Annotated in this window: 12 protein-coding genes; 1 reads left to right on the top strand and 11 read right to left on the bottom strand. The window is 72.5% G+C overall.

Features of this window, described 5'->3' with window-relative positions; genetic code table 11:
* Window positions 1–683 precede the first annotated feature (683 nt).
* From ffh to AB0C84_RS41635, 8 genes are all read right to left on the bottom strand, one after another.
* On the bottom strand, window positions 684–2264 hold the full coding sequence (gene ffh, locus AB0C84_RS41670; protein WP_179843328.1) for a signal recognition particle protein: 1581 nt from the start codon (window positions 2262–2264) through the stop codon (window positions 684–686).
* Window positions 2265–2351: 87 nt separating this feature from the next.
* Window positions 2352–4742, bottom strand: coding sequence for a [protein-PII] uridylyltransferase (locus tag AB0C84_RS41665; RefSeq protein WP_361077251.1), 2391 nt, complete (start codon window positions 4740–4742; stop codon window positions 2352–2354).
* An 8-nt stretch (window positions 4743–4750) separates the two neighbouring features.
* Complete coding sequence (locus tag AB0C84_RS41660) at window positions 4751–5089, bottom strand: P-II family nitrogen regulator (protein ID WP_089312877.1); 339 nt, start codon at window positions 5087–5089, stop codon at window positions 4751–4753.
* The gene (locus AB0C84_RS41655; protein ID WP_361077248.1) at window positions 5086–6429 is read right to left on the bottom strand and encodes an ammonium transporter; all 1344 of its coding nucleotides are present in this window, start codon (window positions 6427–6429) and stop codon (window positions 5086–5088) included. The genes AB0C84_RS41660 and AB0C84_RS41655 overlap by 4 nt, the downstream gene beginning before the upstream one ends.
* Before the next feature lie 191 nt (window positions 6430–6620).
* On the bottom strand, window positions 6621–7766 hold the full coding sequence (gene ftsY / locus AB0C84_RS41650; protein ID WP_361077245.1) for a signal recognition particle-docking protein FtsY: 1146 nt from the start codon (window positions 7764–7766) through the stop codon (window positions 6621–6623).
* A 136-nt stretch (window positions 7767–7902) separates the two neighbouring features.
* Window positions 7903–8568 (bottom strand): DivIVA domain-containing protein, encoded by a 666-nt coding sequence (locus AB0C84_RS41645; RefSeq protein ID WP_179843332.1) that lies wholly within the window; start codon window positions 8566–8568, stop codon window positions 7903–7905.
* Between the two features lie 5 nt (window positions 8569–8573).
* Window positions 8574–9725, bottom strand: coding sequence for a globin domain-containing protein (locus AB0C84_RS41640; protein ID WP_361077242.1), 1152 nt, complete (start codon window positions 9723–9725; stop codon window positions 8574–8576).
* A gap of 3 nt (window positions 9726–9728) precedes the next feature.
* Window positions 9729–10136, bottom strand: coding sequence for a globin domain-containing protein (locus tag AB0C84_RS41635; protein ID WP_179843334.1), 408 nt, complete (start codon window positions 10134–10136; stop codon window positions 9729–9731).
* A gap of 885 nt (window positions 10137–11021) precedes the next feature.
* Between AB0C84_RS41635 and AB0C84_RS41630 the strand changes: the two genes are divergently transcribed.
* Window positions 11022–11543 carry a hypothetical protein gene (locus AB0C84_RS41630; protein ID WP_361077238.1) on the top strand — a complete coding sequence of 174 codons (522 nt, stop codon included), beginning with the start codon at window positions 11022–11024 and terminating at the stop codon, window positions 11541–11543.
* 18 nt (window positions 11544–11561) lie between these two features.
* On the opposite strand, the gene AB0C84_RS41625 is transcribed toward AB0C84_RS41630, so the two are convergent.
* The 3 genes from AB0C84_RS41625 to AB0C84_RS41615 all read right to left on the bottom strand — a co-directional run bounded on the left by AB0C84_RS41625 (window position 11562) and on the right by AB0C84_RS41615 (window position 14604).
* Complete coding sequence (locus AB0C84_RS41625) at window positions 11562–12455, bottom strand: glycoside hydrolase family 16 protein (RefSeq protein ID WP_361077236.1); 894 nt, start codon at window positions 12453–12455, stop codon at window positions 11562–11564.
* Window positions 12456–12646: 191 nt separating this feature from the next.
* Window positions 12647–13318 (bottom strand): response regulator transcription factor, encoded by a 672-nt coding sequence (locus AB0C84_RS41620; protein ID WP_361077233.1) that lies wholly within the window; start codon window positions 13316–13318, stop codon window positions 12647–12649.
* Window positions 13318–14604 (bottom strand): sensor histidine kinase, encoded by a 1287-nt coding sequence (locus tag AB0C84_RS41615; protein ID WP_361077230.1) that lies wholly within the window; start codon window positions 14602–14604, stop codon window positions 13318–13320. Before AB0C84_RS41615 ends, AB0C84_RS41620 begins: the two co-directional genes overlap by 1 nt.
* Window positions 14605–14614 lie beyond the last annotated feature (10 nt).

The raw sequence follows: 14614 nt of genomic DNA, 5'->3' as shown, positions 1-14614 counted from the left end.
ATTTTTTATAGACCCGGCCACCCCCCTTATCACCCCCCCTTTTTGCACACTCTTCCCCAACACCCCGCTCTTCCTATCTCCGCCCCCGCCCCTGGACGCCGCGGCGCCGCGGCGCCGCGGCGTCGAACTCCCCGCTGCCGCACACGTCCCCGCCTCACACACGTCCCCGCTGGCGTACAGGGACTGGCCCCGCACGGGACCCGCCCAAGGCCCGCTCGAGCACCGCTCTGGGACAACTGACGCACATGTGTCAGTTGGGCCGCACACGCCCGCTGTTGCATAAGTGACCGCTGTGGCGCACGTGCTCGCCGTTGCGCAGTCGCACATGTCCCCGCCGTTGCACACTCGACCGCTGTGCCTCACACCTGCGCGCTGCTGCTCGCGTGTTTGCTGCCGTACAGGTGCTCGCTGTCGCGCGCGTGTTCGCTGCGGGCAGGTGCCGTTAAGGTGTACGTGAGCGGTGTTGCGCTTCTCGTTGTGGGGCTGGTGCCCGTTGCATTGCTCTTGGCGGCCGGGGCGGGCTCGCCTTGGGTGGCTTGCTTGGGGCAGAGCCTGGTCAGGTGGCTGGGGCGGTGCTGTGGAGCTGTTTGTTTGCCGCGGTTCGTGCGGGTGGGTGCGTGTGTGGGGCGCTGCAGGGCGGGGTCGAAGGGCTCGCCCTGCAGCGCAGGTGTCGTTGGGGGCAGTTACTTCTTTTTGCGGCCCTGGAGTTTGTTCAGGTCGGGCATCTGGAAGCCGGGCGGGAGTTGGCCGCCGCCCAGGCCGGGGGGGAGTTGGCCGCCGCCGAGGCCGGGTGGGAGGCCCTTCGGCATGCCCTCGGCTGCGGGGGCCTGCTCCTGGGGGGACTTGCCTCCCGCGGCGCGCTTGCGGGGGTCGCCGCTGCGCTGCTTGCCCTTCTTGTTCTTGGCGGCCTTCGCCGCCTTCGTGGCCTTGCGGCGGCCGCCGGGCATGCCGGGCAGGCCCATGCCGCCGGCCATCTGGCGCATCATCTTCTGCGCGTCGAAGAACCGGGTGACCAGGCTGCTGACCTCGCCGACGCCGACGCCGGAGCCCTGGGCGATGCGGGCCCGCCGCGAGCCGTTGATGATCTTCGGCTGGGCGCGCTCCTGCGGGGTCATCGAGCGGATGATCGCGGCGATGCGGTCCAGGTCGCGGTCGTCGATCTGGCTGATCTGGTCGCGGACCTGGCCCATGCCCGGCATCATCCCGAGCAGGTTCCCGATCGGGCCGAGCTTGCGGATCATCATCATCTGCTCGAGGAAGTCCTCGAGGGTGAAGTCCTCGCCCGAGGCGAACTTGCTGGACATCTTCTCGGCCTGCTCGGCGTCGAACGCCTGCTCGGCCTGCTCGATCAGGGTGAGGATGTCGCCCATGTCGAGGATCCGGCCCGCCATGCGGTCCGGGTGGAAGACGCTGAAGTCCTCCAGCTTCTCGCCCGTGGAGGCGAACATGATGGGGCGTCCGGTGATGTGCCGGACGGACAGGGCCGCGCCGCCGCGCGCGTCGCCGTCGAGCTTGGTGAGCACGACGCCGTCGAAGCCGACGCCGTCCATGAAGGCCTGGGCGGTGTTGACCGCGTCCTGGCCGACCATGGCGTCGACGACGAACAGGATGTCGTCGGGGCGGACGGCGTCGCGGATGTCGACGGCCTGCTGCATCATCTCGGCGTCGATGCCGAGGCGGCCGGCGGTGTCGATGACGACGACGTCGTGCTGGGCGTGCCGGGCCTGGTCGATCGAGCGGCGCGCCACGTCGACCGGGTCGCCGACGCCGCTGCCCGGTTCGGGCGCGAACACCGGGACCCCGGCCCGCTCGCCGACGACCTGGAGCTGCTGGACGGCGTTGGGGCGCTGGAGGTCGGCCGCCACCAGCATCGGCGTGTGGCCCTCCTGCTTCAGCCAGCGGGCCAGCTTGCCGGCGAGGGTGGTCTTGCCGGCGCCCTGCAGGCCCGCGAGCATGATCACGGTCGGCGGGGTCTTGGCCAGCCGGATCCGCCGGGTCTCGCCGCCGAGGATGGTGATGAGCTCCTCGTTGACGATCTTGACGACCTGCTGCGCCGGGTTCAGCGCCTGCGAGACCTCCGAGCCCTGCGCCCGCTCCTTGATCTGCGCGATGAAGTCCTTGACCACGGGGAGCGCGACGTCGGCCTCAAGGAGCGCGATCCGGATCTCGCGGGCGGTCGCGTTGATGTCGGCCTCGGAGAGCCGGCCCTTGCTGCGCAGCGACGAGAAGACCGTCGTCAACCGGTCGGAGAGCGTCTCGAACACGTGTCTGGACCGTCCTTGGAAAGCTGCTGGGATCGCCTATCAGCGTATCGGGTCACACGGCGAGCCCCGCCCCCTCCGGGAACCCGGTCAGCGGAGGGTCTTCAGAACCCGGGTCCGGACGGCCGCCAGCGCGTCGGGGTCGTCGAGGGGGCGGCCCTGCTCGTCCACCACGTAGAAGACGTCCACGGCCTCGGCTCCGAGGGTGTCCACCTGGGCGGCACGGACCTGCAGGCCGCAGGACCCGAGCGCCTGGCCGACGCGCCACAGGAGGCCGGGACGGTCGTGCGCCCGGACCTCGACGACGGTGGCGGTGCGCGAGGCGTCGTCGACGATCATGACGCGCGGGGGCGGCACCGTGACGCCGGGCCGGATCCGGACGGACCGCGCCCGCCGTTCCAGCCGCTCGGCCACGTCGAGGCGTCCGGCGAGCATCCGCCGCAGGTCCGCCTCCAGGCCGGCCGGATCCGGCGGCGTGCCGTACTCGGGGACGGCCGTGAAGTCCAGCACCGCGGTCTGGGCGGGCGAGGCCGACGGGGAGGAGATCACGCGCGCGGTCTTCACGGCCAGGCGGTGCAGGGCGAGGACGCCAGCGGCGCGCCAGAGCAGGCCGGGGCGGTCGGGGGCGGCGATGGTGATCCGGGAGCCCGTCACGCGGACGGCGGCGCCGTCGTGGCGCGCCAGGGCGAGGTGGTCGGCGGCGAGCGCGGGCGCGGGCGGGGGCGTGCCGCCGGAGAGCGCGGCGGCTGCGCGGCGGGCGAGTTCGGCGACCAGGCCGGCCTTCCAGGCGCCCCAGGCGGCGGGGCCGGTGGCGCCGCCGTCGGCGACGGCGAGGGCGGCGAGGAGGTCGACGACCTCGCGCTCGCGGCCGGGAACGCCGGACACGGCGGCGGTGACCGTCTGGACGGTGACCGGGTCGTCGATGTCGCGGCGGGTCGCGGTCTCGGGCAGCAGCAGGTGGTGGCGGACGACGGTTTCGAGGACGCGGACGTCCTCCTCCGGGAGGCCGAGGCGGGCGCCGATGTCGCGGGCGACGACCGCGCCGGAGGTGGAGTGGTCGCCGGGCCAGCCCTTGCCGATGTCGTGCAGGAGCGCGCAAATCAGGAGCAGGTCGGGGCGGGCCACCTCGCGGGTCAGGGCGGCGGCGCCCGCGGCGGTCTCGACGAGGTGGCGGTCGACGGTGAAGCGGTGGACGGGGTTGCGCTGCGGGCGGTTGCGGACGCGCTCCCAGTCGGGCAGCAGCCGGACGATCAGCCCGGCCTGGTCGAGTGCCTCCCAGACGGCGATGGCGGCGGGTCCTGCGCCGAGCAGGGAGACGAGCGCGTCGCGGGCCTCGGCGGGCCAGGGGGCCTGCGGCAGCGCGGCGCGGTCGGCGAGCCGGGCGACGGTGGCGGGGGCGAGCGGCAGGCCCGTCTGGGCGGCGGCCGCGGCGACGCGCAGGACGAGCGCCGGGTCGTTCAGATCGGCGTTGCGCGCGAGGACGACCTCGCCCTCGTGCTCGACGGCGCCGTCCCCGACCGGCCTGCGCTCGACGCCGCGCCGGCCCGCGCCCTGCGGGACGCCGGGAGGCTGCGGGACTTTGGCCCTGGTGAAGTTCTCGACGCGGCGCCACAGGTGGGACGCCCCGTAGGTGACGGTTCGGGCGGCTTCGGCGATCGAGCGTTGCAGGACGTCGGCGTCCATGAGCCCGAGGGCGCGGGCGACGGCCTCCTGTTCCTGGAGGACGAGGCGGTCGGTGGAGCGGCCGGTGACCTGGTGGAGCGCGTGCCGGATGTCGAGGAGCAGGTCGTGGGCGGCGCGCACTCGCGCGTCCGGGGCGGGTGCCACCCAGGAGGCGGCGACGGCGTGCATGACATGGACGTCCCGCAGCCCGCCGTGGGCTTCCTTCAGATCGGGTTCGAGCAGGAACGCCAGCTCGCCGTGGGTCTCCCAGCGTTCGCGGCACATCGCCGACAGCTCGGCCAGCCGGGTGGGGGCGTCGGCGCGCCAGTCGGCGAGGACGGCGGCGCGCAACTCGTCGACGAGGGCGTGGTCGCCGGCGACGCGGCGGGCCGACAGCAGGCCGAGGGCGGCCTTCATGTCGCCGCGCGCCACGGTCCGGGCCTCGGCGACGGTGCGGACGGAGTGGTCGAGCCGGAGCCCGGAGTCCCAGACCGGGTACCAGACGCGGTCGGCGATCTCCGCGACGCCGGCCAGGCCGCGGTGCAGCAGGACGAGGTCGAGGTCGCCGCCGGGCGTCAGTTCGCGCCGCGCGTGGCTTCCCACCGCGACGAGCGCCACTCCCTCGGGCGCCGCGCCGTCCGCGGCGGTGCCGTCGGAGGGCGGGGCCGTGGTCAGGAGGGAGGCCAGCCAGCGGTCGAGGGCGGCGGCGCGGGCGGCGCGGGCGGTGGCCAGGGCGGCGCGGGCCGAGTCCGAAGCGGCGCCGCCGGCCGGAGCGGGCGCGGGGGCCCGGTCTCCGGCCGGCGGGTGGGCGAGGGTCACCGTGCTCCCTAGAGGGCTTCCGGGCCGGTCTCGCCGGTGCGGACCCGGACGACGGTGTCGACCGGCACGGCCCACACCTTCCCGTCGCCGATCTTGTCGGTGCGGGCCGCCTTGACGATCACGTCGATGATGTCGTCGGCGTCCTCGGCCTCGACCAGGACCTCGACGCGCAGCTTGGGCACCAGGTCGACCTGGTACTCGGCGCCCCGGTAGACCTCGGTGTGGCCCTTCTGCCGCCCGTAGCCGCTGGCCTCGCTGACGGTCATCCCCTTGACGCCGAAGGCCTCCAGGGCCTTCTTCACCTCGTCCAGCTTGAACGGCTTGATGACCGCCGTGATGAGCTTCATCCCTTCGCCTCCACCTTCTTCGCCGGGGCGGCGGGGGCGGGCGCCGCCGCGGTCGCCCCGGAGCCGATGCCCGCACGGATCGTGCCGAAGTCGTAGGCGGTCTCCGCGTGCGCCGTGCTGTCGATGCCGGCGGCCTCGTCGTCCTCGCTGATCCGGAAGCCCATCACCAGGTCGATCACCTTGGCGATCACGTAGGTGACGACGAAGGAGTAGGCGAGCGTCGCCAGGACCGCGACGGCCTGCTTGCCGAGCAGCGCGAACCCGCCGCCGGCGAACAGCCCGTCGGCGCCGGCGTCGTTGACGGCGGTGGTCGCCAGGAAGCCGATCAGCAGGGCGCCGACGATGCCGCCGACCATGTGGACGCCGACGACGTCGAGCGAGTCGTCGTAGCCGAGCTTGTACTTCAGGCCCACCGCGAACGCGCACACCGCGCCGGCGACCAGGCCGAGGGCGAGGGCGCCGAGGGGGGTGACGAACGCGCAGGCCGGGGTGATCGCGACCAGGCCGGCCACCACACCGGAAGCGATGCCGAGGGTCGTGGACGCGCCGTCGCGCAGCTTCTCGACGACGATCCAGGCGAACGCGGCGGCGCAGGTGGCGACGAGCGTGTTGATGAACGCGACGGCCGCGGTGGAGCCGGCCGACAGGGCGGACCCGGCGTTGAAGCCGAACCAGCCGAACCACAGCAGCCCGGCGCCGAGCAGGACGAACGGCAGGTTGTGCGGCCGCATCGGCTCCTTCGGCCAGCCCTTGCGCTTGCCGAGCACCAGCACCAGGGCGAGCGCCGCGACGCCGGCGTTGATGTGGACGACCGTCCCGCCCGCGAAGTCGAGCGCGCCGAGGTGGAACAGCCAGCCGGACTTGCCGCCGTCCTTGCCGTCGGACCACCACACCCAGTGGGCGATCGGGAAGTACACCAGCGTCGCCCAGACCAGGGTGAACACCACCCAGGCCCCGAACTTGGCACGGTCCGCGACCGCGCCGCTGATCAGCGCGACGGTGATGATGGCGAACGTGGCCTGGAACGCCACGAAGACCAGCTGCGGGATGCCCGTCCCGTCGTCGGCCGTGGCCGCGTTCTCCAGGCCGACGAGGCCCCAGTCGCCGAACCCGCCGATGAACGAGCTGAGCCCGCCGCCGTCGCCGAAGGTGAGCGAGTAGCCGTAGACGACCCACGCCATGCCCACCACGGCGATGCTGACGAAGCTCATCATCATCATGTTGAGCACGCTTTTGGCCCGGCTCATACCCCCGTAGAAGAAGGCCAGGCCCGGTGTCATCAGCAGGACGAGCGCCGTGCTCGTCAGCATCCAGGCGGTACTACCGCTATCGATCTTCATCTCTGAGCGCGTCCCTCCTCGCCAGGAACTTCGAACTGCTCAGAGACTCTGGCGCGGCCGTTTCGCCCGGTATGCCGCTACGTTTCCGCCATGTGAAACCCGACTTCGGCGTGTTTCGCCGCTGTTTCCAAGTCCTCACATGCCGTATTTACTCGGTTTGCGGGCGGCTTCCGGGCCCGCCGGGGGCCGGTTCAGTCGCCGAGGATCGCGTCCACGAACGCCTCGGGCTCGAACGGCGCGAGGTCGTCCGGCCCCTCCCCGAGGCCCACCAGCTTCACCGGGACGCCGAGCTCGCGCTGCACCTGGACGACGATGCCGCCCTTGGCGGTGCCGTCCAGCTTGGTGAGCACCACGCCGGTGATGTTGACGACCTCGGCGAAGACCCGGGCCTGCTGCATGCCGTTCTGGCCGGTCGTGGCGTCCAGGACGAGCAGGACCTCGTCGACCGCGGCCTGCTTCTCCACCACCCGCTTGACCTTGCCGAGCTCGTCCATCAGCCCGGTCTTGGTGTGCAGCCGGCCCGCCGTGTCGACGATCACCACGTCGACCTTGGTGTCGATGCCCTGCTTGACGGCGTCGAACGCGACGCTGGCGGGGTCGGCGCCCTCGTCCTTGCGGACGACCTGCGCGCCCACCCGCGTCCCCCACGTCTCCAGCTGGTCGGCGGCGGCGGCGCGGAAGGTGTCGGCGGCGCCCAGCAGCACGGTGTTGCCGTCGCCGACGAGGACGCGGCCGAGCTTGCCGCACGTGGTGGTCTTGCCGGTGCCGTTCACGCCGACGACCATGAGCACGGCGGGACGGTCGCCGTGCGCCTCGGTGTGCAGGGAGCGGTCGATGTCGGGGCCGATCTGCTTGAGCAGCTCCTCCTTGAGCATCGCCCGGACCTCCTCCGGGCTGCGCGTGCCGAGGACCTGGACGCGGGTCCGCAGGTCGTCGGTGACCTGCCGGGCCACCGCGGTGCCCATGTCGGCGGAGATCAGGGTGTCCTCGATCTCCTCCCAGGCGTCCTCGTCGAGCGTGTCGCGCGACAGCAGGACGAGGAGGGTCTTGCCGAAGGCGTTCTGGGAGCGGGCGAGCCGGGCCCGCAGCCGCACGAGCCGCCCCGCGCCGGGCGGGGGCCGCTCGATCTCGACGGCGGGCCGCGGCGGCGCCTCCGTCGGCGGGGCCTTCTCGATCGTGGGGGCTGCGGTGTCGGCCGCGTCGGCGGCGGTGGCGCCGCCGGTGCGTTCGGAGGGGCGCTCGACCGGCGGGCGGGGCCGGCGCGGCCGCAGCAGCGTGACGCCGCCGATGATCAGCGCGATCACGGCCAGCACGGCGATGACGATCACAAATTCCATAACGCCCCCAGTTTTCCAGACGAGCACTCCCGCGCGAACACGCTGCGCCGGGCCCGCCGATCATGCGGCGAGCCCGGCCGGGCGCGCAACCGCGCGGGAGCCCCGAACGTCACGGCGCCCGCGCCGGGACGGTAGATCAGGCATTACCCCCAGGGAGGGATGCCCGTTCGGAGGACTCCCACTCGTCGACGTTGCGGAGCAGCGCCTCCAGATAGGAGCGCAGGTGGGTCCGGTAGACGTCGCTGTAGGTGCGCAGGTAGGCGATCTCGCGCTCCAGGGCGAGGCGATCCGCGTCCGGGAGGTTCTCGGGGCGGGGCGCCGGCGCGGCCTGCGGCGGGGCCGTGCGGACGGCCGCCTCGGCGACGGCGGCGGCCTTGCGGTGGGCGTCCTCCAGCATCTGCTCCGCCCGGCCCTTGGCGTCGGACAGGATCGCCTCCCGGTGCAGCCTCGCCTCGTGCGCCAGCTCCCTGGTGTAGCGCTCGGCGTCCGCCACGTACAGGTCGGCGGTCTGCTGGGCCTGCGACAGGATGCGGACGGCCTGGAAGTGGGCGTCCTCGGGGGCCATCACGCCGCGGGAGCCGGAGGACGCCTGGCTGCGCAGCCGGTTCACCTCGTCGGCGAGGGCGGCCTTGTCGGTGAAGATCTTGACGAGTTCCCGCTCCACGTACTGCAGGAAGTTGCGGACCTGCTCCTCGTCGTATCCGCGGCGCCCTAGGGCGGCCCGGGCGAACACCACCGAGTGGAGCTCGCCCGGGGTCAGCCGCGAGCCCTCGGAGACGACCGGAAGGTTCGGGGAGTTCAACGCGCTCACCTCTGTGCGTCGGCGAAGGTTTCGAGGCGGATGCGGTCACGGGGGACGCCGAGCCGCGTCAGCTGCTCGACGGTGTGCCCGACCATGACGGCCGGCCCGCACACGTAGGCGTCGTGACCGTCCCAGGGGCCGCGCCTCGCGACCACGTCGGACAGGTTGCCGTGCTCGATGCCGTCGTCCCCCGACTGGAGCAGCGAGGAGAACCCGTGCCCGCCCGGTTCGTCCGACACGGCCGGGACGACGGTGAGCCAGGGGAAGCCGTCCGCCAGCTTGGCCAGATCCTCCAGGTCGTAGAGGCCGTCGCGGCTGCGAGCACCGAAGAACAGGTGCACGCGGGGCGGGACGGCGCGGCGGGAGACCTGCTCCAGGATCGCCTTCAGCGGGGCCAGGCCGGTGCTGCCCGCGACGAGCAGGACGTCCCGCGGGGAACTCTCGTCCAGCGTGAGGGTTCCGATGGGGGCGCCCATGCGGACGCGGTCGCCGGCCTGGGTGCCGCGCACGAGCACGGGGCTCACCGGCCCGCCGTCCACCAGCCGGACGTGGAAGTCGACGGTGTGGTCGGGACGCGGTGCGTTCGCCATCGAGTAGTACCGCCAGTGCCGCAGCCGGGACGGCACTTCGAGCGCGACGGACTGGCCCGGCGCGTACGGCAGGGGCCGGTCGGGCTGGATCCGCAGGACGCTGATGTCGAATCGGCGGCGCTCGACGGCGACGACCTGCCCGTTCCACCAGGCGGGGCTGCTGAGGGCGTTCTCGTCGGCGGCCTCCAGCATGACCTTGGCGACGAGGGTGTAGGCCGCCGTCCAGTCGCTTTCGAGGTCGTCGGTCCAGGCCGTCCCGGAGAAGTGCCGCAGGGTGGCGAGGAGGCTGGCCCCGACGTGCGGGTAGTGCTCGGCCACGATGCCGAACCTGCGGTGGTCACGACCGAGCTGCTGCAGGAACGGGACGAGGTTGGACAGGTCGTCCACCTGGGACACGATGTGCCCGAGGGCGCGCAGCAGCTTGTCGCGCTGCCCGCTCATCCCGATGGGGAACATGTCGCGCAGGTGGGGGTTGCGTACGAAGAGGTCGGAGTAGAAGAACAGGGCGACCGCGTCGCCCTTCTCGGCGACCTGCGCGAAGCTGGCCTTCAGTCGCTGGGCGTCCACGGATCAGGCGACGGGCTCCGCCGCGGCCTCCGTCATGACCTTCGCGACGACGCCGTAGGCCGCCGTCCAGTCGCGTTCGAGGTCGGCGTTCCATTCCGGGCCGCTGAAGTGCGCGAGGGTGGCGAGCAGGCTGGCGCCGACGGGCGCGTAGTGCTCGGCGACGACGCCGAAGCCGTGGTGGCGGCGTCCGAGGTCGGTGAGGAACGGGACGAGCGCGTCGGGGTCGTCCACGGTCGAGACGATCTGGGACAGCGCCGCGATCAGCACCTCGTGCTGCTTGGCCATCGACGCCGGGAACATCCGTCTGAGCTGCGGGTCCCGCGCGAAAAGGTCGGCGTAGAAATATTCGGCGACGTCCAGGCCGTTCGTGGCGACCAGGGCGAAATTGTCTTTGAGTTTTTGCGGATCCACGGGTGACACCTCTCAGGCGGTTCTCCGTACCGGACGGGGGGAGTCCGGTGAAGGAGCCGGAGAGCCGCAGGTCCATATGGGTAGTGGATAGGTCCGGGGCACACAAGCCCGCCAGCGTCGCCGGGTAATCACGGTCGGTGCACGCCGATCCCCTCCGATTACGCGCCACCGGCGCGGATGTGAAGTCTCCAATCGGTTATAGGCCGGGGGAAGACGGCGGAGACGGGGTCCGCCACCGTGCCCGAAATGTGAGCGCTGGGCGATGTCACGTTCCAAGGGAAATGTGACGCGCATCACTATGGCCGCGATGGAGCCGCCTGCCCCGGGGCCAGGGCGCTGGGTGCCGCGGGCCCCTGTTACCGCGGCACCCAGGCGCCTCGACCTGCCGGGGGACGTCTCACGACGGCCCGGCGAGCTCCGGCGGGTCGCCTGCCCGGCCGATCCCATCGAAAGCGACGGCCGCCCCCGGGTTCCTGTGGCGGGGTGAGCCCCCGCGCCCAGCCCACCGAGGGTGACGGGACGGCCGGCACTGCGCGCGACGACATGCCGCCTATAGCGCGGAAAACGTCCCCGCGTGAGGTCTTTCATCGATTCTTCTCGTGAGATAATCCACTCTTACCTCTCCGCATCCGTCCGGCTCCGCTCGGCTCCGCCTGATCGGCACGGCCGCGCATTTTCCTTCCATGCGCTTGAGGCTTCCCGGAGAGAAAAGGAAGGCGCGGGCGCTGGCGCCGCCAGGACGTGCGCTCACCGCCCCTGACCTGGCGATCTTGTGACCGCTGGCCATTCCCGGACCAAGGCGTTAATCTTCGGCTGCCGCCTGATCACCCCGGAAAGGCGGCGCTCTGACATTGGGCCGTCACCCCGACCCGAGGAAGGCACGCCATGGCTCTCCGGATCACTCCCCGCGCCGGCGGCGCGCTCGCCGTCACCGCGCTCGCCATGGCATTTCTCGTGTCCGGTTGCGGCGGTGACGACAAGGACGGCGGCGATGAGGTCTTCCGGCCGCCGTCCTCGTCGCCCACACCGACCGCGCAGCAGGACACCGACCCGGGCGCCCAGGAGGGGATCGAGGGTGCGCGGGCCGCGCTCCAGGCCTTCCTGCGCGGCCAGGCCGCCGGCGACCAATCGGTGTGCCGCTACGTGGCGAAGGACGGCGACTTCCTCCGGGGCCCCGCGCTCGGCGGCGACTGCCCGACCGGCGTGCGCAACACGCCGCACTTCGTCCGGCCGCAGGAGCGGCAGGCCCTCCGCACCCTGACCGTGAAGGGCGGCCGGCTGTCGGGCGAGGAGGCGGTCATCCCGTTCTCCGCCCTGCACTACACGAGCGGCGCCATGACCGAGCGCACCCTCCAGGGCGAGTTCATCCTCCGCCACAACGGGGAGATCTGGCAGATCGTGAAATGACCTCGGGCTCACTGCGGCTCAGGCCCGGTACATGGCGATCCAGTCGACGGAAAGGGTCACGTCCCGCGTCCGGCTGACCCCCTTCGTCGTCAGCTTGGCCATCTGCGGGAACCAGTCGAGCTGGATGGCCTGCCCCATCTTCCCCGGCGGCAGCGCCTCCCGCTTGGACGTGTGGAACCACCTGCGGCCGTCCACGTAGCCCGTCATGCCCCTGGAGTTCCACTCCACCGCGAAGGCGTGCCACTTCGTCAGGTCGACCCGCAGGTGGGCGTCCAGGCGCCGGGAGTCCTTCTCGGGCCCGTAGTGAAGGAAGAAGTTCGTCCCGTTGCGCAGGCCCTTGTCGCCATAGGTCTCCATCCAGTCGATCTCCCCGCCTCCGTTGCGCGGGTCGGTGCCGCCACCGCCGCCGACCGGCCACAGCAGCAGGTTGGCGTTGTAGCAGGCGCATCCCCGGCTGACCCTCACGCGGGCCTCCCAGCGCCCGGTCTTCTGGGCGCCCTTCATCCAGGCGACGCCCCCGGTGTCGCCGTTGCGCTTGCCCTTGATGCGCAGGACGCCGTTCCGGACGGTCACCGCCTTGGCGACGCGGCGGCCGCGGCCGCCGTTGCCCGGCCCCGTGTAGACCTCCCAGGCCCGCCGGTCGAAGGTGCGGAATCCGTCGGAGGCGATCGGGCGCCCCCACCCGTACCGCCGGGCGGCGGTGGCCGTGACGCGCTTCTTCTTCCCCTTCTTCGCGCGCTCGGAGTCCCAGGTGTCCTCGTGCGCCCGCGGGCCCGGCTTCCCGTAGGCGATGGCGGGCGCGGACTTCTCCAGCGAACCGATGGCGCGGGCGGGAGCCTGGTCCGGGACCGCCTCCGGGGCGGCGGCGAGCGCGAACGAGCAGCCTGCGGCCAGGACTCCGCCGGCGACCACGCCCATTTTGTTTCGGGTCGGCAAAAGCATCGCGTTCCTCCGGGCGACGAATGATAAGAAGGCCCGGCAGGAATGGCGCCGTCCTTCATGTAGTCCGTTCACCCGGAACGTTATGCGGCCGCGTGCGGGCGGCCCTAGGGCCCTAGGGCCCTAGCGGCGGGAGGCACGGGCCCCAATCGCGCAGGCCCAGCTCAGCCGTCCGGAGGCATCCCGAGCCAGGTCACGATGGCCGTGGCCCGGTTCGGCACGCCGAGTTTCGCATAAATGCGATTGATGTAGTTCTTGACGGTTTTCTCGGTGAGAAATAGCTTGGCCGCGATGTCGTGATTCGCATGACCGCGCACGATCAGATCCATGACCTGGACCTCGCGGGCGGAGAGCCCGAACCGCGCGCGCTGCTCGGCCGGATCGGCCGCGGGCGCCGCGGGCCGGCCCGTTCGCGCGGCGTCGATGAGCGCGGCGCTGGCCGCGTGCGAGAGGGGGTGGGCCCGGTGCCGGACGGTGTCCCGGATCGCCGTAGCGAGCTCGTCCACCGTGAAGGTGTTGTGCACGAGGTAGCCGACGGCGCCGTTGCGGACGGCCGACAGGATCACCTCGGGCTCCTCCACCTGGGTGAGCATGATCACGCGGCTGATCCGGCTCAGCGCGGCGGCGGCGCTCACCCCGTCGGCGCGCGGCATCCGGACGTCGAGCAGGACGACGTCCGGCACGAGCCGCCAGGCGAGCTCCTCGGCCTCGCGGCCGTCGCCCGCCTCGCCCACCACCTCGATGTCGTCGGTGGACTCCAGCGCGGAGGTGAGGCCGGCGCGGATGAAGGTGTTGTCGTCCACGACCAGGACGCGGTACCGCACGGGCTCGTCCATCACCGGCTCCCGAGGGCGGTCCGCGCGGGTTCGGACTCCGGGCCCCCCGCCCGCATCGACACCGTGATCTCGGTGCCGCCGCCGGGGACGGAGCGCACGGCCAGCCGGCCGCCCGCCCTCCCGGCCCGCTCGTGCATGCCGACGAGGCCGTAGTGTCCGCCGCGGGCGAGCGCGTCCAGCCACCCGGGGTCGTCCGGCCGCCCGGGCATGCCCTTGCCGTCGTCGCGCACGCGCACCTCCAGTTCGCCGGCGTCGACCGCCGCGATGATGTCGACGCGGGACGCGTCCGCGTGCCGCGCCACGTTCTCCAGCGCCTCCCGCACGATCGTGACCAGCTCCCGCCGCGCCGGCGCCGGAAGGTCCGCGCCCGCCGCGACGTCCACCCGGACGGGGACGCCGGTGCGCCCCTCCCACTCCCCCGCCAGTTCCCGCACGGCGTCGCCCAGCGGGACGCCCGCGGAGTCGTCGCGCAGTTCGGCGATGAGCGAGCGCGCCTCGCGGGTGGCGACCTGCGCGGCGGTCGCGATGCGCCGCGCCTCCTGCTCGGCGCGGTCGGGGGACTTGCGGACCCAGCCGGGCAGGCCGTTCGCCGACAGGGCGATGCCGGACAGCGTCGCGGTCAGCGAGTCGTGCATCTCGCGGGCCAGCCGGGTGCGCTCCTCGGCGGCCATCGCCTGCGCCTCCATCCGCCAGCGCGTCTCCTCGGCGGCGGCGTGCTCGTCGAACAGGCGGCGCAGCACCGTGCCGACGAGCGCCGCGACCCCGTAGAAGACGGGCAGCATGACGAGCAGCGGCATGGCGATGCCGCCGTCGTCGGCGGACGGCGCGTTGCGGTAGAGCGCCGCGTAGTAGAGGACGGCCTGCTGCGCGCACAGCAGCGCGGTGACCGGCCACCGGTACAGCAGCCCGGCGAGACCGGCGGTCACCACCGTCACGAGGAAGTAGGGGCCGAAGATCCCGCCCACCTGCAGCACCGCGTAGCCGATGAGCACGTCGAAGGCCAGCAGCGCGGGCTGCTCGAACAGCCGCAGCACGACCTTCTCCCAGCCCGCCAGCACCACGCCGGACACCACGGCCGCGAGGACGAGCACGCCGAGCGCCCAGGGGTCGCCGCGCACCTGGCCGTCCACCAGCACGGTCACCCCGATGACGAGCACGCGCAGCTGCATCAGCAGGACGAACGTGGTGCCGACCCTGGTCTCGACGGAACGCCGCAGAGCAGACGGAACCGGTGCACCGGAGCGCGGCATCGCGGGGGCCCTCCAGTTGACGAGCGCCGAACTCATAACGGTATTG

Source organism: Actinomadura sp. NPDC048955 (assembly GCF_040649435.1).
In the GTDB taxonomy this organism is placed as follows: domain Bacteria; phylum Actinomycetota; class Actinomycetes; order Streptosporangiales; family Streptosporangiaceae; genus Spirillospora; species Spirillospora luteofluorescens.
This window is presented reverse-complemented; position numbering and strand designations above follow the sequence as displayed.

Excerpts from the sequence above, each read along its gene's own strand:
- AB0C84_RS41660 (WP_089312877.1), bottom strand. The coding sequence starts at position 5,089 with ATGAAGCTCATCACGGCGGTCATCAAGCCGTTCAAGCTGGACGAGGTG.
- AB0C84_RS41655 (WP_361077248.1), bottom strand. The coding sequence starts at position 6,429 with ATGAAGATCGATAGCGGTAGTACCGCCTGGATGCTGACGAGCACGGCG.
- ftsY (WP_361077245.1), bottom strand. The coding sequence starts at position 7,766 with ATGGAATTTGTGATCGTCATCGCCGTGCTGGCCGTGATCGCGCTGATC.
- AB0C84_RS41630 (WP_361077238.1), top strand. The coding sequence starts at position 11,022 with ATGGCTCTCCGGATCACTCCCCGCGCCGGCGGCGCGCTCGCCGTCACC.
- AB0C84_RS41620 (WP_361077233.1), bottom strand. The coding sequence starts at position 13,318 with ATGGACGAGCCCGTGCGGTACCGCGTCCTGGTCGTGGACGACAACACC.
- AB0C84_RS41615 (WP_361077230.1), bottom strand. The coding sequence starts at position 14,604 with ATGAGTTCGGCGCTCGTCAACTGGAGGGCCCCCGCGATGCCGCGCTCC.